The organism is Brevundimonas vesicularis (genome assembly GCF_027105095.1).
Taxonomy (GTDB): Bacteria; Pseudomonadota; Alphaproteobacteria; order Caulobacterales; family Caulobacteraceae; genus Brevundimonas; species Brevundimonas vesicularis_E.
This window is the reverse complement of record NZ_CP114278.1, coordinates 2,962,281-2,983,695: the sequence shown is the minus strand read 5'-3', so window position 1 is coordinate 2,983,695 and position 21,415 is coordinate 2,962,281. Positions and strand designations below refer to the sequence as shown.

The window sequence follows — 21,415 nt, the reverse complement described above, 5'->3', positions numbered from 1 at the left end:
GCTTGAGAGTAAGGAATTTCCTTACTGCCAGCAAGTTGGGCTTCAGGGTCTGATCTGGCCCTGGCCGCGCACCACATATTTGTAGGTGGTCAGTTGCTCGGCCCCGACAGGGCCCCGGGCGTGGAGGCGATTGGTGGAGATGCCGATTTCGCCGCCGAAGCCGAACTCGCCGCCGTCGGCGAACTGGGTCGAGGCGTTGATCAGGACGATGGCGCTGTCGACCTTGGCGGCGAACCGTTCGGCGGCGGTCGCGTCGGTGGTGACGATGGCCTCGGTATGGCCCGAGCCGTAGCGGGCGATGTGGTCGGTCGCGGCGTCCAGATCGTCCACGACGCGGACGGCGAGGATCGGGGCCAGATATTCGGTGGTCCAGTCGGTCTCGGTCGCGGGCGTCATGGCGTGGACCAGGGCGCGGGCGTCGGCGTCGCCGCGCAGTTCGCAGCCGGCGGCGATCAGGTCGGCGGCGACGGGATGCAGCAGGCGCTGGGCGGCCGCCCGATCCACCAGCAGGGTCTCGGTCGCGCCGCAGACCGAGACGCGGCGCATCTTGGCGTTCAGGACGATGGCGCGGGCGGTCTCAAGATCGGCCGCCTCGTGCAGATAGGTGTGGTTCAGGCCTTCCAGGTGGCTGAGCACGGCCGTTCGCGCCTCGGCCTGGACGCGGGCGACCAGGCTCTTGCCGCCGCGCGGCACGATGACGTCGATGGCGCCGTTGAGCCCGGTCAGCATCAGGCCGACGGCCTCACGGTCGGGGGTGTCGATCAGCTGCACCGCATCGGCGAGCAGGCCGGCCTCGGCGAGGGCTTCCGCGATCAGGGCGGCGATGGCCAGGGAGGACTGAAGGCAGTCCGAGCCGCAGCGCAGGATGGCCGCATTGCCCGAGCGGATGCACAGGGCGGCGGCGTCGGCGGTGACGTTGGGGCGGCTCTCATAGATGACGCCCAGCACGCCGATGGGGGTGCGGACGCGGGCGATGTCCAGGCCATTGGCCGGGGTCCAGCGTTCGGTCTCGACGCCCAGCGGATCGGGCACGGCGGCGATGGTCGCCACCGCCTCGGCGATGCCGGCGATGCGGGCGGGGGTCAGCGAAAGCCGGTCGATCAGGGCCTCGGTCATGCCGTTCGCGCGGGCGGCCTCCACGTCGCGGGCGTTGGCCGCGAGCAGGGCGGGTTCGGCGGCCGTCAGTTTTGCGGACAGGATTTCCAGCGCGCGGGTGCGGGCGGCGGCCGGGGCTTCGCGCAGACCGGCGGCTGCGGCGCGGGCGCGCTGGCCCAGGTCGAGCATTCGAATCGAGAGGTCGGTCATCGGTCGTCCAGCACCATGTCGTCGCGGTGGATCAGGACCGAGGCCCCGCGATAGCCCAGCAAGGCCTCGATCTCGTCCGAGCGGCGGCCGCGAAGGCGCGCGGCCTCGTCGGCGGCGTAGGCGGCCAGACCCACGCCGACGGCCCGACCATTCGGGTCGATCAGACGCACGCAGTCACCCTTTTCGAAGCCGCCGGACACGCCCGTCACCCCGGCAGGCAACAAGCTCTTACCCGCCTTCAGCGCCGCGACCGCCCCGGCGTCCAGCGTCAGGACCCCCGTCGGCGACAGGCTGCCGGCGATCCACTGCTTATAGGCGGCCATCGGCCCGTCGGGGGCGGCGATCAGGGTGGCGCGCGCGCCGTCGCGGATGGCGCTTAGCGGCGACAGGGTCTGGCCCGACGCGATGATAGTGGCGCAACCCGCCGAGCGCGCGATCTGGGCCGCCGCCAGCTTCGTCGCCATGCCGCCGGTTCCGACGCCGGCATCCGCGTTGGCGCCCCCGCCCATGGCCAGGATGTCGGGGCTCAGCGTCTCGATCAGGGGTAAATGGGCGGCGGTCGGATCGCGGCGCGGATCGGCGGCGTACAGGCCGTCCACGTCCGACAGCAGGATCAGCAGTCCCGCCCGCGCCAGCTGGGCCGTGCGCGCCGCCAGCCGGTCGTTGTCGCCGTAACGGATTTCCTCGGTCGCCACCGTGTCGTTCTCGTTGACGATGGGGATGACGCCGTGGGTCAGCAGGGCCTCGACAGTCGCGCGGGCGTTCAGCCACCGCCGACGGCGTTCGGTGTCGTCGCGCGTCAGCAGAACCTGGCCCGCGATCAGGCCGTGCGGGTCCAACGCACCGGACCAGGCGGCCATCAGCAGGGACTGCCCGACGGAGGCCGCCGCCTGCTTGTCCTCCAGCTTTGCGCCCAGATCGGGCAGACGTCCCCGGCCCAGGGCGATGGAGCCGGACGAGACGACGATGACCTCGCGTCCCTCGGCCCGCAGCGTGGCCAGGTCCGAGGCGACGGCGGCCAGCCAGTCACGCGTCGGCTGACGCGTGGCCGCGTCGATCAGCAGGGAGGATCCGATCTTGACCACGACCCGCCGAGCGGCGCCCAGCGCCGAAGCAGCGTTCGGGCCGATGGGGAGGGCGGCGCGCTGGGACATGAAGCTTTCTCTAACGCCACGGTTCGAGCTTGTCTCTTGCCGTGTCTCGCCGCAATGCAGGCGGATGATGGAATCTCTTTCTCCGATCGCGGCGGGCGGTCTGGGCAGTCTGGCGGCGGGCATGATGACGGCGGTGGGCGCCGTGCCGCTGCTGTTCTTCCGCAAGGCGGGGGTGCAGACGCAGAGCGCCCTGTTGGGCTTCGCCGCCGGGGTCATGCTGGCGGCGTCCTTCTTCTCGCTGATCATTCCCGGCGTCGACGTGCTGCAGGCGGGCGGGGCCAGCCAGGCGGCGGCGGCCGGCGTCATGGGGGCGGCGGTGTTGATCGGGGCGACGGTGATCGGCCTGATGAACCGGTTCGCCCCGGTGGACATGCTGGCCATCGGCCCGGCGGGATCACGCGACCTGTCGCGGCGCATCTGGCTGTTCATCATCGCCATCACCCTGCACAACTTCCCCGAGGGCGCGGCGGTGGGCGTCAGCTTCGGCGGCGGCGACATGCATCAAGGGCTGTCCACGGCGCTCGGCATCGGCATCCAGAACATGCCCGAGGGGCTGGCGGTGTCGGCGGCGATGGCGACCCTGGGATACGGCCGCTGGCCGGCCTTTGCGGCGGCGCTGGCGTCGGGCCTGGTCGAGCCGGTCGGCGGGCTGATCGGCGCCAGCGTGGTCGATCTCTTGCCCGGCGCCCTGCCGTGGGGGCTGGGGCTGGCGGCGGGGGCGATGATCTATGTCGTCACCGCCGAGATCATTCCCGAGACCCGCGAGAAGTCCAAGGGCGAGGGGTCCATGATCGGCCTGATGATCGGCCTGGTCGGTATGATGTTCCTGGACATCGCCCTGGGATGATGGCGGCGAAACGCGGCGTGACCGCGCAGCGGGGCGTTACATCGATTTACATGGCAGGCGGGGGTTGAAGCCGTCGGGGCCGAGAGGCTAGGCCTCTCGCTTCGCTGCTCGATTGTCCCCCGAAAGGAGCGCCAGCCTAAATGACGCGACCTCTCAAGCCTGCGGCTTCCCGTAGAAATTTCTTGTCTGGCCTGGGGCTTTTGGCCCTGATGGGCGCCGGAGTGTTCCCCATGCCTGTTTCCGCCCAAGCGTCCCGCACCGTCGCCCGTCACCGCCAGAAGATCGAGGATCTGATCGCGGCCATGACGGTCGAGGAGAAGGCGGGCCAGCTGAATCTGCTGGCCGATCCGTTCCGCTGGATGCCCACGGCGGTGAACCCGCTGGACGGCACGGGCGATCCCGCGCGCGTCACGGCTCTGATCCGCGAAGGCAAGGTCGGCAGCCTGTTCAATGGTATCGGCGCAGAGGCGGGCCGTCGCATCCAGCGCGTGGCGATGGAGGAGAGCCGGCTGAAAATCCCGCTGCTGTTCGCGGCGGACGTGATCCACGGCCTGTCGACCATCTTCCCGGTACCCCTGGCCGAGGCGGCGGCCTTCGACACCGAACTGGCGCGGCGCACGGCGCGGGCCGCGGCGGTCGAGACGGCGGCGTCGGCGGTTCACCAGACCTACGCCCCCATGGTGGACGTGGCGCGCGACCAGCGCTGGGGCCGAAACGTCGAGGGTGCGGGCGAGGACGTTCTGCTGAACAATCTGCTGGCCGCCGCCCGCGTGCGCGGCTTCCAGGGCGAAAAGGGTCTGGACGACCGTGACGCGGTCCTGGCCACCGCCAAACATATGGCCGCCTATTCCGCCGCTGTCGGCGGGGTCGAATACAACACCACCGACATGAGCGAGCAGACGCTGCGCGGGGTCTTCCTGCCGCCGTTCAAGGCGTCGGTGGACGCCGGCGCCCTGTCGATCATGAGCGCCTTCAACGACGTCAACGGGGTGCCGGCGTCGGGCAGCCGCAAGCTGCTGACCGACATCCTGCGCGGCGAATGGGGCTTCGAGGGATTCGTCGTCTCCGACTACACCTCCGAGCAGGAGCTTGTGGCCCACGGCTTCGCCGAGGACGGCCGCGACGCCGCCCGCCTGGCCTTCAACGCCGGGGTCGATGTGTCGATGGTGTCGGGTCTGTATCTGGAACATCTGCCCAGCCTCGTCGCCTCGGGCGAGGTGTCGATGGCGCGGCTGGACGAGGCGGTGCGCCGCGTCCTCAACACCAAGGCGGCGCTGGGCCTGTTCGACGACCCCTATCGCGGCACCGATCCGGTGCGTGAAAAGGCGGTGGTCGGGGCGCGCGAACACGTCGAACTGTCGCGCGAGGCGGGCCGCAAGTCGGTCGTGCTGCTGAAGAATGACAACGGCCTGCTGCCATTGAAGAAGAGCCAGAAGATCGCCTTGGTGGGCCCGTTCGCCGACGACGTGGACAATGTCTGGGGGCCGTGGACCATCTGGGGCGCGCCCGAGCGCCGCGTTTCGCTGGAGGCGGGCTTCCGCGCGGCCATGAGCGATCCGCAGAACCTGACCCTCGCACGCGGCTCGGGCGTCGAGACGCCGCTGGACGGCGGGATCGAGCAGGCCATCGCCGCCGCCCGCGACGCCGAGGTCATCGTCCTGGCCATCGGCGAGGCGACCAACATGTCGGGCGAGGCCCAGTCGCGCACCGAGATCGTGGTGCCCGCGCCGCAGGTCGCCCTGGTCGACGCCATGGCGGCGCTGGGCAAGCCCATGGTCATCCTGCTGAGGAATGGCCGGGCGCTTGCGCTGGAAGGCAATGTGAAGAACGCCCAGGCCATCGTCGTGACCTGGTTCCTGGGCGAACAGATGGGCCATGCCGTCGCCGACGTCCTGTTCGGCGATCATGGCCCGTCGGCGCGCCTGCCGGTCAGCTTCCCGCACAAATCGGGCCAGCAGCCCTATTCCTACGACCGCAAGACCACAGGCCGCCCGGCCAATCCCGATCTGGCGAGCGAGGAATACAAGGCTCGCTATCGCGAGACGACCAATACGGCGCTTTATCCCTTCGGCTATGGCCTGACCTATGGCGCGGTCAGCTATGGGCCGGTCGAGATGGAGAGCGACAAGCTGGCCTGGGCCGGCACGCTGGATCTGGCCGTGACCGTGACCAACACCGGATCGCATCCGGCCGAGGAGCTGGTGCAGCTCTATATACACGACCGGGTCGCCAGCCTGACCCAGCCGGGCCGATTGCTGAAAGACTTCAAGCGCGTGTCGCTGAAGCCGGGCCAGAGCACGAAGGTGAGCTTCACCCTGAACGCCCGTCAGCTGGGCTTCATCGGCGCGGACGAGACCTGGCGCATCGAGCCCGGTCTGTTCGACGTCTGGCTGGCGCCGCACGCCCAAGGCGGGGCGAAGGCGACGTTCCAGCTGATCGGTCCGGCGTCGATCACCGACGGGCGGTGACGCGCGCCACGTTGACGGGGCAGGCGGCAGGGCTTAACGACGCCGCCGTTTGCCTTCGGCCTTCGTATCGGCCGGATTCGATTTTAGGAGCGCGCCCATGACGACGAAGATTCTTCCGGGCGCCACCGGCGTTCTCGCGCTCGCGGACGGTACGATCCTGCAGGGCGTCGGCGTGGGCGCGGTCGGCTCGGCCCTGGGCGAGGTGGTCTTCAACACCGCCATGACCGGCTATCAGGAAATCCTGACCGACCCGTCCTACATGAGCCAGATCCTGGCCTTCACCTTCCCGCACGTCGGCAATGTGGGGACCAATGTCGAAGACATCGAGCAGATGGGCGGCGGGTCCGACACCTCGGCGCGCGGCGCCATCTTCCGCGACGTGCCGACCGATCCGGCCAACTATCGCTCGGACGCCAGTTTCGACGACTGGATGAAGCGGCGCGGCGTCGTGGGTCTGGCCGGCGTCGACACCCGCGCCCTGACCAAGATCATCCGCGACAAGGGCGCGCCCCACGCCGTCATCGCCCACGACCCGGACGGAAACTTCGACCTGGAGGCCCTGGTCGCCCAGGCCAGGGGCTGGACCGGCCTGGTCGGTCTGGACCTGGCCAAGCCCGCCTCGACCTTGCAGGCGTTCGAATGGAACGAGGGCCTGTGGGACTGGCCTGAGGGTCACCCCAAGACCGAGGGCCGCAAGGACGTGGTGGTCATCGATTACGGCGTGAAGCGCAACATCCTGCGCGCCCTGGCCTCGACCGGCGCGCGCATCACCGTGGTCCCGGCGACGACGACGGCGGAAGAGGTTCTGGCCCGCAATCCCGACGGCGTGGTTCTGTCGAACGGACCGGGCGATCCGGCCGCGACGGGCGAATACGCCGTGCCTGAAATCCAGAAGCTGGTCGCCAGCGGCAAGCCGCTGATGGGCATCTGCCTGGGCCACCAGATGCTGGCCCTGGCGCTTGGCGCCAAGACGGTGAAGATGGATCAGGGCCACCACGGCGCCAACCATCCGGTCAAGGATTTGACCACCGGCAAGGTCGAGATCGTGTCGATGAACCACGGCTTCACCGTCGATCGCGACAGCCTGCCCGACGCCGTGACCGAGACCCACGTCAGCCTGTTCGACGGCACCAACTGCGGCATCGCCGTCAAGGACAAGCCGATCTTCAGCGTCCAGCACCACCCCGAGGCCTCGCCCGGGCCGACCGACAGCCTGTATCTGTTCGACCGGTTCGCCGATCTGATGGGCGTGCGCTGAGGCCATGAAGCAGGGCGCGGTTCGGTCGGACTATCTGGACTGGCTGGCCGAGGCGTTCGAGGTCGCTCGCCGGTTGGCGCCCCTGCCGGACGGTGATGTCGTCGTCGGCTACGCCACCGGATACGACGCGGCTGACATCGCGCCCTTCGTCCTGTCGCTGCGGGCCGTGTTTGAGGGTCCTGTGGCCCTGGTGGTCGACGCCGAACCGGATTTGCGCGCCTTTCTGGCCCAGCATCGGGTGACCGCCGTCGATGCGCCAGTCTGGCGCGGATGGGGGCCGCATCCGGTGATGCAGCGGTTCGTGGCCTTCGCCGGTCTGCTAGGCGAGCGGCCCGGCGCGGCCCTGGCCTGCGACGTGCGCGACGTGATCTTCCAGGCGCCGCCCTTCGATCCTGCGCCCGAGGGGCTTGAGGCCTATGTCGAGGCCGAGACGCCGCTGGCCGATCACGCCTTCAATATGAAGTATCTGCGCGCCCTGTTCGGCGAGGCGCAGGCGCGGCAGTTGGCCGACAAGGCCTGTCTGTGCGTCGGCACCATCGTTGGGCCTCGCGCCGAGGTCTCGCGCCTGTCGCGACTGATCCTGTCGCTGGCGGCGACGCCGCGATCCGAGATCGGCGGGGCGTTCGGCGCCGATCAGGCGGCCTTCAACATGGCGATCCATCAGGGTCTGACGGCGATGACCGTGCGCCCCAACTACGGGCGCGTGGCGACCCTGGGCCTCACGCCCGGCGAGACGCTGAAGTTCGAAGGCGGCAAGGTCGTCAATCCCGACGCCAGCGTCAGCCCCATCGTCCATCAGCATGATCGCCATCCGCATCTTGAAGCGCCGGTCCATGCGCTGTGGGGTGGAGGGCTGGAGCTGCGGCGGCGGGTAAGGCCCAAGTCGGCGGGGCAGAAGTTCGAAAGGCTGAAAGCCTCGCTGCGCCGCCGGTTGCCCGAACTGCGCTGAGCCGGCTGTGCCAGGCCCAGGCGCTGGCGACGATGGAGGCCAGGTCCGACTGGCATGGCGCAAAGCCCAGCGCCTGACGCGCCAGGGTGATGTCCGACACAAGATGCGACGGGTCGCCCGCGCGGCGCCCTCCGGCCACGTCGGGCAGACGAAGGCCGCTGTGGTTCGCGATCGCTTCCAGCACCTGCCGCACCGAATGGCCGCGACCGGCGCCCAGATTACAGGCGAAGAAGCCGCGGCGATCGCCGAGCAACTGGCTCAGGGCGGCGAGGTGGCCCTGAGCCAGGTCGCAGACGTGGACATAGTCGCGCACCGCCGTGCCGTCGGGCGTCGCATAGTCAGTCCCATGAACGGCGAAGTCGTCGATCTGGCCTCGCAAGGCCATCATGGCGCGCGGGATCAGATGGGTCTCAACCGGCCGGTCTTCGCCGATCAGGCCTGACGTCGAGGCGCCGCTGGCGTTGAAATAACGCAGCGCGATCACATTCAGCCCGTGCGCTGCGCTGGCGTCCGACAGGATCTGTTCGCAGCCCAGTTTGGATCGGCCATAGGGGGTGACGGGCGCCAGCGGCGTCGCCTCCGTGATCGGATCGTCGCCGGGATCGCCATAGACGGCGCAGGTGCTGGAAAAGACCAGCCGGTTTACACCCGCTTCCCGCATCCCGCCCAACAGGCCGAACAGACCGCCGACATTGTTGCGATAGTAGTCCAGCGGCGCGCGCACCGATTCAGGGACCACGGACGAGCCGGCGAAATGCATGACGGCGCTGATGTCGTGGGTGATGAGGGTGTGGCGCACCTTGTCCGCGTCCCAGACATCGCCCTCGACCAACGGTCCCCAGCGCACGAAACGGCGCCGGCCGGTGGACAGGTTGTCGTAGGTGACGGGACGATAGCCGGCGGCCGCCAGGGCCTCGCACACATGAGCGCCGATATAGCCCGCGCCGCCCGTGACCAGGATCGCCTTCGCAGATGTCAGCGCCGATCCGACTTCGCCCATCCGCTTTTGTCGGATACCAAGGGTCGGTAAATCAACCCCAAATCACCCACGTATGTATTCAGGGATGTGTGACGACTGTCAGGGGATCGGCGAGAAACTGCGTTCTTCGCGCAGGGCGCTGGCTTTCCGGACGGCGATCGGTGCGGCATGCAGCCAATAGTCGGCGTCTTCGAGACGCTGCTCTCTGCGGCGCTCCAATCCGCGCATGCGGCGCAGGGCGGCATTTTCGAGAAGACGCGCATGCAGGGCGCGGGGCGACAGTTCGGCGATGGCGGGAGAGCCGGGGACGGCGACGGCGTCGGGGCCTTTGGGCTCCACCGCCGGGCGGGCGATGGCGATGAACATGAGGATCTCGGTGCAGGAGGGAGAGGCGCTTCTGCGCCGAGCTAACGAGGGGTTAACCACAGTCCCTGTGGATAGTTCCTGACTGCGTCCGAAAAAAGTCCGTGAATCGAAAGACTTACTGCCCGTTTCCGAACAAAATAGTTACCGAAATCTTAATCCGGGATCGAAGCGTTCGCTCGACAATGGCCGGGAAGGGCGCTGCAAAGGCGCCGCCGGTGGCAGTCCCTAGGGGAGTCGAACCCCTCTTTTCAGGTTGAAAACCTGACGTCCTAACCGATAGACGAAGGGACCGCGGCCGGGGCGGCGCATTTGCCCCGGTTCGGCCCCTCCTGCAAGCAAAAAGTTACGCGGCCGCAGCGGTTGCGGGCACGAGGGCGTCCAGCGCCGGGAACAGGTCGGCGATCAGATCCTCGACATGCTCCAGACCCACCGACAGGCGCACCAGGCCGTCGCCGATGCCGGCCGTCGCGCGCTGTTCCGGCGTCATGGCGGCGTGGGTCATGGTGGCGGGGTGGGCAATCAGGCTTTCGACGCCGCCCAGCGATTCCGCCAGGGTGAAGATCTCCAGCGTCTCGACCAGATCGCGCACGGCGTCCGTGCCGCCTCGCAGTTCGAAGCTGAGCATGGCGCCGGGGCCGGCCTGCTGGGCCGCGACCAGGGCGTGGTTGGGGTGCGACTTCAGGCCCGGATAGTGGACGGCCTTCACCGCCGGGTGGGCGGCAAGCTTTTCGGCGATCTTGCCGGCCGTGGCCTGTTGCCGCTCGATGCGCGCGAACAGGGTGCGCACGCCGCGCAGGGTCAAATAGGCGTCGAACGGCGAGCCGGTCACGCCGGTGCAGTTGGCCCACCAGGCCAGGGTCTGGTGGTCCTCGGCGTCGGCCGAGATGACGGCGCCGCCGACCACGTCGGAATGGCCGTTGATGAACTTGGTCGTCGAGTGGACCACGAAGTCGGCGCCCAGTTTGATCGGGTTTTGCAGCGCCGGCGACAGGAAGGTGTTGTCGCACACGACCTTGGCGCCCGCCGCATGGGCGCGGGTGCAGATGTCAGCGACGTCGACCAAACGCAGCAGCGGGTTGGACGGGGTCTCGACCAGCACCAGCTTGGGCTTCAGCGCCAGGGCGGCCTCGAAGGCGACGGGATCGCCCTGATCGACCAGCAGCAGTTCGAAATGCCCCTTTCGGGCGCGGGCGTTCAGCAGGCGACAGGTGCCGCCGTAACAGTCGTGCGGCGCGATCAGCAGGTCGCCCGGCTTCAGCAGGGTCAGCGGCAGGTCAACCGCGGCCATGCCGGTGGCGGTGATGACGCAGCCGGCGCCGCCCTCCAGCTCGGTCAGGGTTTCGGCCAGCACGTCGCGGGTCGGATTGCCCGAACGGCTGTAGTCGTACTTCCGCTTCTGATCGAAGCCGGCGAAGGAATAGTTGGACGACAGATAGAGCGGCGGCATGACCGCGCCGTGGGCCGTGTCCGTATCCACGCCCGTGCGGGCGGCGATGGTGTGCGGATTAGCGGGACGGGCGGTCATGCTTTGATATCCTTCAAGGCGGCGCGGAGGATGTCGCCGACGAAGGCGTCCTCCTTCAGAAAGGCGTCGTGGCCATAGAGCGAGGGCGCTTCGACGAAGCGCCACAGGGTCGGCAACCGCGCGGCCAGTTCGCGGATGTCGTCGATCGGCACCAGACGGTCGGAGGTGAAGCCGATCAGAGTGACGGGGGTCGTGATGGCTTCCGGCGTCACGCTGTGGCGATCCAGAGAATCGGACATCGACAGCCAGCGGGCCGGGGTGGTGTGGGTACGGTAGGCCTGGCCCCGCGCCGTCAGATAGTCGCAGACGGGATAGGCACCGCCGACAGCCGCGGGCGCGGTGGTGTCGAAGCGGTCGTCGAACTCCTCGGCCGTCCGATAGGTGGTCATGGCCAGTTCGCGGGCCAGGGCGACGCCTTCCTCGGGACGGCCGGCGGCGACGGCGAACTGCAGGATGCGGCGCTGGATGCCGCGCCAGGCGGTGGCCTGGGGATGGGCGCGGTGGGCGGCCGACACGATGATCAGCTGCTCGGCCCAGTCGGGGAACAGTTCGGCGAAGGCCAGGCCGACCATGCCACCATAGGAGCAGCCGACGAAGGCGGCGACGCGCTCGATCTTCAGATGGTTCAGCACCAGGGCCAGCAAGCGGGCCTGATCCTGGGTGGTGATGGTGACGGGCGCATCCAGGAACTCGGCGCCGGGGGCGAAATCGACCGCCAGGACCTGAAGCCGGCTCAGGTCGATGGGCCCGCGCACGGATACGGCGCCGGACCACCAGCCCAGGCCGTTGGTCTCCGTCCGGTGGACGAAGCGTCCGGCCGAGATGCCGCCGGCGACGACGACGACGGGAGCGCCGATCCGGCCATGCAGGCGGCCGACGATATTGGGCTGGTTCAGTTTTTCGCCCGAGGCGAGGCGGAAATCGGCGGGAATGGGAACGATGACGTCGCGGGCGCCGCCGCGCTCACGCGTCGGTTCGCGGACAGGGGGAAGGGCTGTCGCGCGGCGACAGTCGGGGTCTTCGAGCAGGGTGGTTTCGGCCAAGGTCATCGTCGTTCCGCATCGTTCTCGCTCAGCAAGTCTCGATGCGGTGACAGAGCGTGGAGCGTCGTCTCGTCGATGCTCCACTCATCTCTCGCGACCCCGAAGGACCCCGCAGGAGTTGGCACCGTTTCGAGCTGTGAGACCCGATGGTTGCCCCAGCGTCAAAGGGCCTAATCCCTCGGCTGGTCTTGATGAGTGACTTTACGTTGCTGATACGGGCGGCGCCGGTCAAGCGAAAAATTCAACCTCATTGACGGCTTGAGTCGACTCGATGGGGGTGAAAACACACGATAACCGACATGTCGTGAAAAAATCATCCAATCCGACTTGACAGGTCGGGGGTCGTCCGATCACCCTAGGCTCAGATTTCAACCGGACCTGCCCTGTGCAACAGCGCTCGCTCATCGCCGAAGTTTCGACCGTCGCCGGCCTCGCCGCGACGCGTTTCGGCATGATCCTCGGCGGCACGATTATCGGCGGTACCACCGGCACCACCGCCATGCCCGAACGGGCGGGACGAGTTTAGCGCGCCGAACCCCGGCAACCGCAGAACCCGAACCCCGCCCGGTCCGCCAGGCGGGGTTTTTCTTTTCACCCCACCCCATCCCGACCTTTACCGAGAACCCCGATGTCCGCCCAACTCGCCGTCGTAGAAAAATCCGAAAGCCTCGACCCCAGCAGTCAGCCATCACCTGACTTGGTTGGGCCCGAGGTCGTGGTGCTGAAGTTCGGCTCGTCCATCCTGCGCAGCCCGGCGGAGGCGCCGCTGGTCGCCTCGGCCGTCTATGGCCATGTGCGGGCGGGGCGGAAGGTGGTGGCGGTGGTCTCGGCCTTCGGCGGGGCGACGGACCGGTTGCTGGGCGAGGCGAGGGCGCTGGGCCTGGCCCATTCCAACGACCTGCTGCCCGGCTATGTGGCCTTGGGCGAGGAGAAATCGGCGGCTCTGGTCGCCATCGCCTGCGACCGGATCGGGCTGGACGCCTGCGCTCTGTCGGTCCGCGAACTGGGCATCGTGGCGGAGGGCGAGCCGGAGCATTCGCGCCCCTGCGGTCTGCGACCCGACCATCTGAAACAGGCGCTGGACCGGCACGAGGTGGTGGTTGTGCCCGGGTTCGGCGCGGTGCGGCCGGACGGCACGGTGGCCCTGCTGGGACGGGGCGGATCGGATCTGACGGCGGTTTTCCTGGCCGCTGAGCTGGGGCTGAAGAAGGTGCGGCTAGTCAAGGATGTGGACGGCCTCTACGACCACGACCCCAACGACAAGACGGCCCCGGCCCTGCGCTATCGCCGCGCGTCGTGGGACGTTGCGCGCAAGCTGGGCGGGGCGCTGGTCCAGCATGACGCCATCGACCTCGGCGAAAGCCGCGGGGTCGAGATCGAGGTGGCGGCCCTGGACCGCGCCGACGGCACGGTCATCGGCGACAAGTCGGCGCCGCCCGGCCCGGCGCCCGCCCTGCCGCCGCTGAAGGTCGCGGTCGCCGGATGCGGCGTCGTCGGCGGCGGCGTGCTGGGCAAGCTGCTCAATGATCCCCGCTACGAAGTCGTGGGCGTGCTCGTGCGCAACCCGAAAAAGGCCCGCGACGTCGACTGTCCGGGTTCGTTGTTCACCTCCAACCCGGCGGACCTGTGGGCCAAGAAGCCCGACATCGTGCTGGAGGCCCTTTCGGAAGGCGAGGCGGGCCATGCGGTGATCCGCGCCGCGCTCGAGGTCGGCTGCGATGTCGCCAGCGCCAACAAACAGGCGGTCAGTCGCGATCCGGGCGGGCTGCAAGAACTGGCGAAAGCCAACGGGCGGCGCATCTTCTGGTCGGCCTCGGTCGGCGGCGGATCGCCGATGATCGAGACGGTGCGCGCGGCCCGCGCGGCCGGCGAGGTGGTCGGCTTCGAGGCGGTGCTGAACGGCACGGTCAACTTCATGCTGGAACGGCTGGGCGACGGAGCGGCCTTCAACGAAGCTCTGGCGGACGCCCGGGCGGCGGGCTTTGCGGAGGAGGACCCGTCCTCGGATCTGGAAGGTCTGGATGCGGCGGCCAAGGTGCGGCTGCTGTGCCACGAGGCGTTCGGCCGGTCGCCCGACGGCGACGTGCCGCGCGATCACCTGACCGAGGCGACCTCGGCCGCCGGCGGGGTGCGCCAGATCGGCGCCGCCCATTTGAAGGACGGGGTGATCCGCCCGTCGGTGTCGCTGAACGCCGACCATGGCGATCCGCTGTTCTCGACCCTGCGCGGCGAGGGCAATGCGTTGAAGGTCTATGGCGCCGACGGCCGCGTCTGGCGCTGCCGGGGCCGGGGCGCCGGGCGTTGGGCTACGACCGAGAGCATCATGGCGGACCTGGTCGAGATCGTGCGTGCACGGCGCGCCGATGCGGGCCTAAACTAAGCCCATGGCCGTCTTCACCCGCGTTTCCATCGCCGACGCCAAGGCCTTCCTGGCCGGCTACGACATCGGCGAGGTGGTCGAACTGACGGCCATCGCCGAGGGGGTGGAGAACACCAACTATCGCCTGGATACGACGCGCGGCCGGTTTGTGCTGACCCTTTTCGAGGGGCGGACGGACGAGGCCTCGCTGCCCTTCTGTCTGGGGCTGACGGCGCATCTGGCGGCGCGCGGCTTTCCTTGCCCGACGCCGATCGAGGACCGGTCTGGAGCGTGGCTCAGGCGGTTGAACGGCCGGGCGGCGGCGGTGATCGAATGGAAGACCGGCGCCTGGCTGCGCACGCCGTCATCGGCCGATCAGGCGGCGGCGGGGGCGGTGCTGGCGCGGCTTCACCTGACGGCGGCTGACTTCGAGCTGGAACGCGCCAATCCGGTCGGGCCGGCCATGTGGCGAAGGCTGGCCGATCGCTGCGTCGAGGGGGAAGGGCGGGCGTCCGACGCGGATCGCGCGCTGATTAGACAGGTCCAGTCGACGCTGGCGCGGCTGGGCGATCCCTTTACAGACGATCTGCCGGGCGGGGCGATCCATGCCGACTATTTCCCCGACAATGTGCTGTTCGAGGACGGCGCCGTGTCAGCGGTGATCGACTTCTATTTCGGCTGCACGGGCGCCTTCGCCTATGACTTGGCCATCGCCCTGTCCGCCTGGGGCTTCGACGCCGAGGGGCGGGCCATGCCTGACGCGCTGGCGGCGTTTCAGCGCGGCTATGAATCCGTGCGGCCGCTTAACGGCGCGGAGCGGGAGGCCCTGCCGCGTCTGGGCGAAGCGGCGGCCCTGCGGTTCACTGTGACCCGGCTGCACGACCGCATTTTCCACGATCCCGCCAATCTGGTGACGCCCAAGGATCCGGCGGTTTTCCTGCGTCGGATGGACCATTGGCGCTCGACCGAACCGGCCTGAGGCGCCTGCGCGGCTTCGTCGCTGGAACCGAAAGCTTGGCCGGGATTTTGATGGTGCAACGGCGACGTGCGCCGCTCCCCGAGGACGAAGATCATGACTGACGAAACCATCAACGGCGCCGCCTCGCAGGCGCAAGGCAAGTTCCAAAAAGGCGTCGGCACGCTGGTCGGCGACCAGAAGCTGCAGGTCGAAGGCGCCTACAACGACGCCAAGGGCCGCTCGCTGGAAACCTTCGGTAAGGCGATGGATTCGGTCGATCGTCTGGTCGAGAAGGTCCCCGTCGACTACCGCGACAAGGCCCGCACCGTCGCCGCCGAGGCGCGCAAGCGTCCGCTGGTCACGACCCTGTCGGTCGCCGGCGTCGGCCTGCTTCTGCTGCGCGCCCTCACCGGCGGCGGTCGTCGCTAGGGCGAATGTCTTCTGAACCAGTAGCAGGCGGAACTATCCAGCCTGCTACTGCTTTTGAATAACGCCGTTATTGACAACTTGTGATTGTTGTGGCGGTCTCTCAGTGAAGGGGGACCGCCATGATCTTGCGCCTATTGATTCCGTTGGCCTGCATTTTCGCCACGAGTGGTTGCACGACCTTGGCGCTTAAAAAGGATGGGGAGCTTGGGGCCGGCGGTTCGGGCCATCGTCTCGGGTTAGACGCCATCACCGCCCAAACTGTGAGCGACGCCGAAACCTGGATGGACGACGAATGGCTGAAATGGCCGTCAGGTTCGCGCGAGAAACAGTTGATGTACGCCCTGGTCGCGGAGTCTGACCTGCGTTGCGACCGCTATCTGACCGCCGTATCGATCGACCGCAACGCCACCCGCGGCAGTCTTGAGATCGTCGGCCTGGCTCTGGGAGCCATCGGCGGCGTCGCTTCGCCCAACTCCAGCGCCAACTGGTTCTCTGCAGGCTCCACCTTGGCCCAGTCTTCCAGGCGGTCTTTAGAAGATACGGTGCTTGGCGGGCGAGAGTTCAGCCTGATTTACACCGCGATCTGGCAGGGGCGTGACGAAGCGTCAAAGGCCCTGTTGGCCAAGGCTGACAAGGGTGACTTCACGGGCTGGAATTGGCGGCCGATCCTGTCGCTGGCGCGCCAGTACGACGTCAAATGCGGTCTGAACTATGGCCTGTCGCGTCTGACGCTGAGAGTCGCGGCGTCCTAAAATCTGATTAGGGACAGGATGGCGGCCAGATCGGCATCGACCACCTTCATCCGTTCCTGCTTATCGCCCAAGGCGGCGATGACGGTTGCGGGTTCGGGTTCAAAGCCCAAGACGTTCAAGACGAAATCGCCGAACTTGGACGGATGGGCGGTGGACAGGGCGACGACGGGGCCTTTCGAGCGGTTTTGCCGACGCGCGGCGGCCAGCGCCACGGCCGTGTGCGGGCACACGACACGGGCCCAGGCCTCATAGGCGTGGGCGATCTCGGCGCGCGTCTCATCCTCGTCAATGGAGACCGCCGAGACCTGGTCACGTAGGGCGGCGAGAAGGTCCGGATCGAAGGCGATGGCGCCGTCGCGGGCGAAGGTTTCGAAAACCGTGCGGGTCGCCTGGGCGTTGCGGCCCGTCGCCTCGAACACCAGACGCTCGAAGTTGGACGGCGCCTGCACATCCATGGACACGCTGCCGCTTTCGACCGCCGGACGGCGTGAATACAGGCCGTCGTTGAGGGCGCGGGCCAAGGCGTCGTTCTGGTTCACGGCCGCGACGAAGCCGTTCGACGGCAGGCCCATCTTCGTGGCCGCGATGCCGGCGAAGGCGTCGCCGAAGTTGCCGGTCGGCACGACGAAGGTCGCGGCGTCGCCCAGCTGGGCCGTGGCGGAGACATAGTAGGGAATCTGGCCCGCGAGCCGCGCCCAGTTGATCGAATTGACGGAAGACAGGCGGCCGCGTTCGCGCAAGGCCTCGTCGGCCAGCAAGCCCTTCACCAGACGCTGGCAGTCGTCGAAATCACCGCGCACGGCCAGGTTCAAGACATTGTCCGCCTCGACCGTCGTCATCTGTTTGCGTTGAACCGGCGAGACGCGGTCCAGCGGGTGGAGCACGACCAGATCGACGGACTTGGCGCCGGCGAACGCGCGTACGGCGGCGGCGCCGGTGTCGCCTGAGGTGGCGGTCAGAATGGTCAGACGCTCGCCTGAGGCGGCCAGGGCCTCGTCCGTCAGGCTGGCGACCAACTGCATCGCCAGGTCCTTAAAGGCGGCGGTCGGGCCGTGAAACAGCTCCAGCACGAACAGCCCCGGCTCCAGTTCGACCAGAGGCGTGACCAGCGGATGATCGAAACCGGCGGTCAGTCGGTCCAGCGCGCGGTCCAGCGCGCCGTCGGGCAGGGCGTCGCCGATGAAGGGGGCGATGGCTTGCAGCGCGATGGACTTGTAGTCGGCCTTTCCAGTCCAGCTGTCGGGCGACAGGCTGGGCCAGGCGGTCGGCATATAGAGGCCGCCGTCGGGCGCGATGCCGCGCAGCAGGGCGTCGGTGAAATCCGTTTCGGGCGATTGGCCTCGGGTCGAGACGTAGCGGGCGCTGGAGGTGCTCATGACGCCGATGGTCGTAGCCAGACGAGGCGGCGTCGTCACCCGCTTTCTGGATGATTTCGTCGGGTTTTCGCGAGCTGTGGCCCGACAATCCGCGTCGGGACGTTGCAGTAGCGTTTTAGGCGCACATTTTTGCCGCTTCAGAGGCAATGTCATCGGTCCTGCAAGAGGGTTGCGACATCGCCCCGCTGGCGCGGATCGCTGCGACGGTCCATGTCAGGAGCATGAGACGACGCGATCTTCTGATCCGGCTGGGGCTGGTCGCCGGCGGCGCAGGCGGGGCCTGGTGGCTGCGCGACCATGTGGTCTGGCGCGGGCCGACGGTCGCCTTCGCGGCGAACGGCTCCAGCGGCTGGCTGCCCTATGCCGAGCCGCGCGCGCCGACCCCGACGGTCGAGGTGACCGTGAACGGACAGCCGGTGCGCGCCCTGATCGATTCCGGGGCGCAGTATTCGGTCATCGATCGGTCGCTGGTCGAGCGGCTGGGCCTGACCAATGTCTTCAACATCCCGATGGTGGCTTACGGCGTCGGCGGCGACGCCCAGGTCGGACGCGGGACGACGCTGGATGTGGCGATCGGCGGCTTGCGGCTGACCGGATTGCGCGCTGCGATCCTCGGCCTGGGGCCGCTGGCCGGCGATCAAGGATTGGGCGCGGCGCTGATCCTGGGACAGGACGTGCTGCGCGAACTGGTGCTGGAGCTGGACACGGCGGAGCATCGGGTCCGGTTCCTGCCGCGCGAGGGCTGGACGCCGCCGTCGTCGCTAAAACCCGTGCCGGTGACACGGGCCGGTAAGGCGCTGCTGGCGGGCATCACCCTGGAAGGGGCGACGGTCAATGCGGTGATCGACACCGGCGCCTCGGCCGTGCTGGCCGTCACGCGCGAGACGGCCGAGGCCGCCGGCCTGCTGGATGGACGCGAACGCACGCCGGGCCAGAGCATCGTCCTGGGCGGCACGGTGCGCGCCGAGACCGTCGTCGTGCGCACCCTGACCATCGGCGACGAACTGTATCGTCAGGCGACGGTCGCCATCTATGACGACGTCGCCGTGCCGGGCTTCCCCAAGGCCCTGGTCGGCATGGCCGCGTTCGAGAACCGCTGGCTTGCGCTGGACCTGGGCGGCCCCGGCCTGTTCGTCGAACGGCCGATGGAGATCACGGTCGGCGCCTGATCAGGGATTGAGGCTGGATTGGCGCAGAACAACGGCCTAGGTCCGCGCGATGATCGAGTTCGCCCCGGAAATCCTCTTGCTGTTGTTTGCTGCGGCCGTGACCGCCGGGTTCGTGGACGCCATCGCCGGAGGTGGCGGTCTGATCACGGTGCCCGCGCTTTTGGCGGTCGGCGTCAATCCGGTAGCGGCCATCGCCACCAACAAGATTTAGAGCAGTTTCGGCACGGCGTCCGCCACCTGGAACTTCTGGCGCAAGGGGCGGATCGACTTCGCCCTGCTGAAATGGCCGCTGATCGCCACGGTCGTCGGCGCGGCCTTGGGCGCGGTGGTGGTCAGTTTCGTGGACACGACCTGGTTGATGTTCCTGTTGCCGCTGCTGCTGGTTGGGATCGCCATCTATTTTCTGGTTGGACCGAAGGCGAGCGACGAGGATGTCCGGGCGCGCCTGACGCCCTTCGCCTTCGGCGCCGTTGCGGGTGGGATCGGGTTTTATGACGGCTTCTTCGGCCCTGGCGCGGGGTCGTTCTTCGCCCTGGCTCTGGTGACGCTGATGGGGATGGGGCTGACGCGCGCCACGGCCCATACCAAGGCGCTGAACTTTGCCAGCAATCTGGTGTCCGTCGCAGTGTTCGCCGTCGGCGGCCATGTGCTGTGGGCTGTCGGCCTGACCATGGCCGTCGGCCAGGTGCTAGGTGGATGGCTGGGATCGCACGCCGCCATGCGGTTCGGGCCGAAGCTGATCCGGCCGCTTCTGGTGACGATCTGCGTCGGCATGGTGATCAAACTGCTGTCCGATCCCTCCAATCCGCTGAGGGCGTGGATGGCAGGCTTGATCTAGCCCGCCAGCGCGGTCGCCACCACGGCCCTGGCCTCGTCCTGAACCTGAGCGAGGTGGTCGGGGCCGAGGAAGGATTCGGCGTAGATCTTGTAGACGTCCTCGGTGCCCGAGGGGCGGGCGGCGAACCAGGCGTCGGCGGTGACGACCTTCAGCCCGCCGATGGCCTCGCCGTTGCCGGGGGCCTTCGTCAGGATGTCGGTGATTGGCTGACCGGCCAGGGTGGTCGCGGTCACGTCCGAGGGGCTGAGCGCAGCAAGCAGGGCTTTCTCGGTGCGATTGGCCGGGGCGTCGACGCGGGCATAGGCGGGGGCGCCGAACTGGTCGGTCAGGCCGGCGTAGAGTTGGTTGGCGCTCTGGCCCGTGCGGGCCTGGATTTCGGCGGCCAGCAGGCACAGGAGGATGCCGTCCTTGTCGGTCGTCCACACCGTGCCGTCGTGGCGCAGGAAGGACGCCCCGGCGGATTCCTCTCCGCCGAAACCGACCGTGCCGTCCAGCAGGCCGGGCACGAAATGTTTGAAGCCGACGGGAACTTCCAGCAGGCGGCGACCCAGGCTGGCGACGACCCGGTCGATCATGGACGATGAGACCAGGGTCTTGCCCACCGCGACGTCCGCACCCCAGCCGGGGCGGTTGGCGAACAGATAGGCGATGGCGGCGGCCAGGAAATGGTTGGGGTTCATCAGGCCGGCGTCAGGGGTCACGATGCCGTGGCGATCCGCGTCGGCGTCGTTGCCGAAGGCGACGTCATAGGCTGAGCCGCCTTTCATCATGCCGATCAGACCGGCCATGGCGCTGGGCGATGAGCAGTCCATGCGGATCTTGCCGTCGGCGTCCAGCGGCATGAGCGCCCAGCGAGGATCGACGGCGTCGTTGACGACAGTCAGGTCCAGCCGGTGACGTTCAGCGATCTCGCCCCAATAGGCCACGGCCGCACCGCCCAGCGGATCGGCGCCGATGCGGACGCCGGCGTTGCGGATGGCGTCCAGGTCGAGAACGCTGGGCAGATCGTCGACATAGGCGGCTAGGTAGTCGAACCGGCCCGCCGCCGCATGCGCCTGGGCGAAGGGGACGCGATGGACCTCGGTCAGGCCGTTTTCGATCAACTGGTTGGCGCGGGCGGCGATGGCGGATGTGGCCTCGCCCCCGGCCGGACCGCCGGAGGGGGGATTGTATTTGATGCCGCCGTCGCGGGGCGGATTGTGCGACGGTGTGATCAGGACGCCGTCCGCCTCCCGGCTATTCGTGCGGTTGTGCGTCAGGATGGCGTGCGACACCGCCGGCGTGGGGGTGAAGCCGTCGCGGGCGTCGATCAGCACCTCGACCCCATTGGCGATCAGCACTTCCAGCGTCGTGCGGAAGGCCGGTTCGGACAGGCCGTGGGTGTCGCGACCGAGAAACAGCGGGCCGTCGACGCCCTGGGCTGCGCGGTATTCGGCGATCGCCTGGGCGATGGCCAGGATGTGAGCCTGGTTGAAGGCGCCGTCCAGGCTGGATCCCCGGTGGCCGGACGTGCCGAAGACGACCCGCTGCTGCGGATCGCCCATGTCGGGCCGGGTCGTCTCATAGGCGCCGAGCAGGGCGTCGAGATCGATCAGGTCTTCGGGGCGTGCGGTCGTGCCGGCGCGGTCGTGCATCGTCAG

Annotated in this window: 17 protein-coding genes, 1 tRNA gene, 2 pseudogenes and 1 riboswitch; of the genes and pseudogenes, 11 read left to right on the top strand and 9 right to left on the bottom strand. The window is 68.3% G+C overall.

Translation table 11 applies throughout. From position 1 onward, the window contains the following. Positions 1 to 42 precede the first annotated feature (42 nt). Positions 43 to 1,305, bottom strand: a complete 1,263-nt coding sequence (locus O2K97_RS14845; protein ID WP_269219867.1) for a glutamate-5-semialdehyde dehydrogenase — start codon at positions 1,303 to 1,305, stop codon at positions 43 to 45. Next, positions 1,302 to 2,459, bottom strand: a complete 1,158-nt coding sequence (gene proB / locus O2K97_RS14840; protein WP_269219866.1) for a glutamate 5-kinase — start codon at positions 2,457 to 2,459, stop codon at positions 1,302 to 1,304. The genes O2K97_RS14845 and proB overlap by 4 nt, the downstream gene beginning before the upstream one ends. 67 nt (positions 2,460 to 2,526) lie before the next feature. On the opposite strand from proB, the gene O2K97_RS14835 reads away from it, so the two are divergent. The 4 genes from O2K97_RS14835 (at position 2,527) to O2K97_RS14820 (ending at position 7,981) form a co-directional block, all read left to right on the top strand. Beyond that, positions 2,527 to 3,306, top strand: coding sequence for a ZIP family metal transporter (locus O2K97_RS14835; protein ID WP_045809883.1), 780 nt, complete (start codon positions 2,527 to 2,529; stop codon positions 3,304 to 3,306). A gap of 230 nt (positions 3,307 to 3,536) precedes the next feature. Then, the gene (locus tag O2K97_RS14830; protein WP_269219865.1) at positions 3,537 to 5,774 is read left to right on the top strand and encodes a glycoside hydrolase family 3 N-terminal domain-containing protein; all 2,238 of its coding nucleotides are present in this window, start codon (positions 3,537 to 3,539) and stop codon (positions 5,772 to 5,774) included. A gap of 97 nt (positions 5,775 to 5,871) precedes the next feature. Next, the gene (gene carA, locus O2K97_RS14825; protein ID WP_269219864.1) at positions 5,872 to 7,032 is read left to right on the top strand and encodes a glutamine-hydrolyzing carbamoyl-phosphate synthase small subunit; all 1,161 of its coding nucleotides are present in this window, start codon (positions 5,872 to 5,874) and stop codon (positions 7,030 to 7,032) included. A 4-nt stretch (positions 7,033 to 7,036) separates the two neighbouring features. After that, positions 7,037 to 7,981 (top strand): hypothetical protein, encoded by a 945-nt coding sequence (locus tag O2K97_RS14820; protein WP_269219863.1) that lies wholly within the window; start codon positions 7,037 to 7,039, stop codon positions 7,979 to 7,981. 58 nt (positions 7,982 to 8,039) lie between these two features. Here the strand turns inward: O2K97_RS14820 and galE are convergent. The 5 genes and pseudogenes from galE to metX all read right to left on the bottom strand — a co-directional run. Continuing rightward, positions 8,040 to 8,981, bottom strand: a pseudogene (gene galE, locus O2K97_RS14815) (UDP-glucose 4-epimerase GalE); the annotation flags it as partial. 78 nt (positions 8,982 to 9,059) lie between these two features. Further along, positions 9,060 to 9,326, bottom strand: coding sequence for a hypothetical protein (locus O2K97_RS14810; protein ID WP_205681691.1), 267 nt, complete (start codon positions 9,324 to 9,326; stop codon positions 9,060 to 9,062). Between the two features lie 216 nt (positions 9,327 to 9,542). After that, positions 9,543 to 9,617: transfer RNA gene (locus O2K97_RS14805), tRNA-Glu, on the bottom strand. A 52-nt stretch (positions 9,618 to 9,669) separates the two neighbouring features. Beyond that, the gene (metB, locus tag O2K97_RS14800) at positions 9,670 to 10,851 is read right to left on the bottom strand and encodes a cystathionine gamma-synthase (RefSeq protein WP_269219862.1); all 1,182 of its coding nucleotides are present in this window, start codon (positions 10,849 to 10,851) and stop codon (positions 9,670 to 9,672) included. Then, a complete protein-coding gene (gene metX / locus O2K97_RS14795) occupies positions 10,848 to 11,900 on the bottom strand; it encodes a homoserine O-succinyltransferase MetX (RefSeq protein ID WP_269219861.1) in 1,053 nt (350 codons plus the stop codon). The genes metB and metX overlap by 4 nt, the downstream gene beginning before the upstream one ends. A 75-nt stretch (positions 11,901 to 11,975) precedes the next feature. Continuing rightward, a riboswitch (SAM riboswitch) is annotated at positions 11,976 to 12,092 on the bottom strand. 187 nt (positions 12,093 to 12,279) lie between these two features. Here metX and O2K97_RS14790 point away from each other — a divergent pair. The 5 genes from O2K97_RS14790 to O2K97_RS14770 all read left to right on the top strand — a co-directional run bounded on the left by O2K97_RS14790 (position 12,280) and on the right by O2K97_RS14770 (position 16,392). Beyond that, positions 12,280 to 12,420, top strand: coding sequence for a hypothetical protein (locus O2K97_RS14790; RefSeq protein WP_269219860.1), 141 nt, complete (start codon positions 12,280 to 12,282; stop codon positions 12,418 to 12,420). 102 nt (positions 12,421 to 12,522) lie between these two features. Then, the gene (locus O2K97_RS14785; protein WP_269219859.1) at positions 12,523 to 14,274 is read left to right on the top strand and encodes a homoserine dehydrogenase; all 1,752 of its coding nucleotides are present in this window, start codon (positions 12,523 to 12,525) and stop codon (positions 14,272 to 14,274) included. 4 nt (positions 14,275 to 14,278) lie between these two features. Next, positions 14,279 to 15,232, top strand: coding sequence for a homoserine kinase (gene thrB, locus O2K97_RS14780; protein WP_269219858.1), 954 nt, complete (start codon positions 14,279 to 14,281; stop codon positions 15,230 to 15,232). A 93-nt stretch (positions 15,233 to 15,325) separates the two neighbouring features. After that, positions 15,326 to 15,640 carry a CsbD family protein gene (locus tag O2K97_RS14775; protein ID WP_269219857.1) on the top strand — a complete coding sequence of 105 codons (315 nt, stop codon included), beginning with the start codon at positions 15,326 to 15,328 and terminating at the stop codon, positions 15,638 to 15,640. A gap of 260 nt (positions 15,641 to 15,900) precedes the next feature. After that, positions 15,901 to 16,392, top strand: coding sequence for a hypothetical protein (locus O2K97_RS14770; protein ID WP_269219856.1), 492 nt, complete (start codon positions 15,901 to 15,903; stop codon positions 16,390 to 16,392). Here the strand turns inward: O2K97_RS14770 and thrC are convergent. Continuing rightward, positions 16,389 to 17,807: a threonine synthase gene (gene thrC / locus O2K97_RS14765; RefSeq protein ID WP_269219855.1), complete on the bottom strand. Its 1,419-nt coding sequence runs from the start codon at positions 17,805 to 17,807 to the stop codon at positions 16,389 to 16,391. The genes O2K97_RS14770 and thrC overlap by 4 nt on opposite strands. A 107-nt stretch (positions 17,808 to 17,914) precedes the next feature. Here thrC and O2K97_RS14760 point away from each other — a divergent pair, with 107 nt between their 5' ends. Continuing rightward, the gene (locus O2K97_RS14760) at positions 17,915 to 18,937 is read left to right on the top strand and encodes a retropepsin-like aspartic protease (RefSeq protein WP_269219854.1); all 1,023 of its coding nucleotides are present in this window, start codon (positions 17,915 to 17,917) and stop codon (positions 18,935 to 18,937) included. Between the two features lie 49 nt (positions 18,938 to 18,986). Beyond that, positions 18,987 to 19,775 (top strand): annotated as a pseudogene (locus O2K97_RS14750) (TSUP family transporter). Here the strand turns inward: O2K97_RS14750 and pgm are convergent. Further along, entirely contained in the window at positions 19,772 to 21,409 is a 1,638-nt protein-coding gene (gene pgm / locus O2K97_RS14745; protein ID WP_269219852.1) for a phosphoglucomutase (alpha-D-glucose-1,6-bisphosphate-dependent), read from the bottom strand. The pseudogene O2K97_RS14750 and the gene pgm sit on opposite strands and share 4 nt — an antisense overlap. Positions 21,410 to 21,415: the final 6 nt, after the last annotated feature.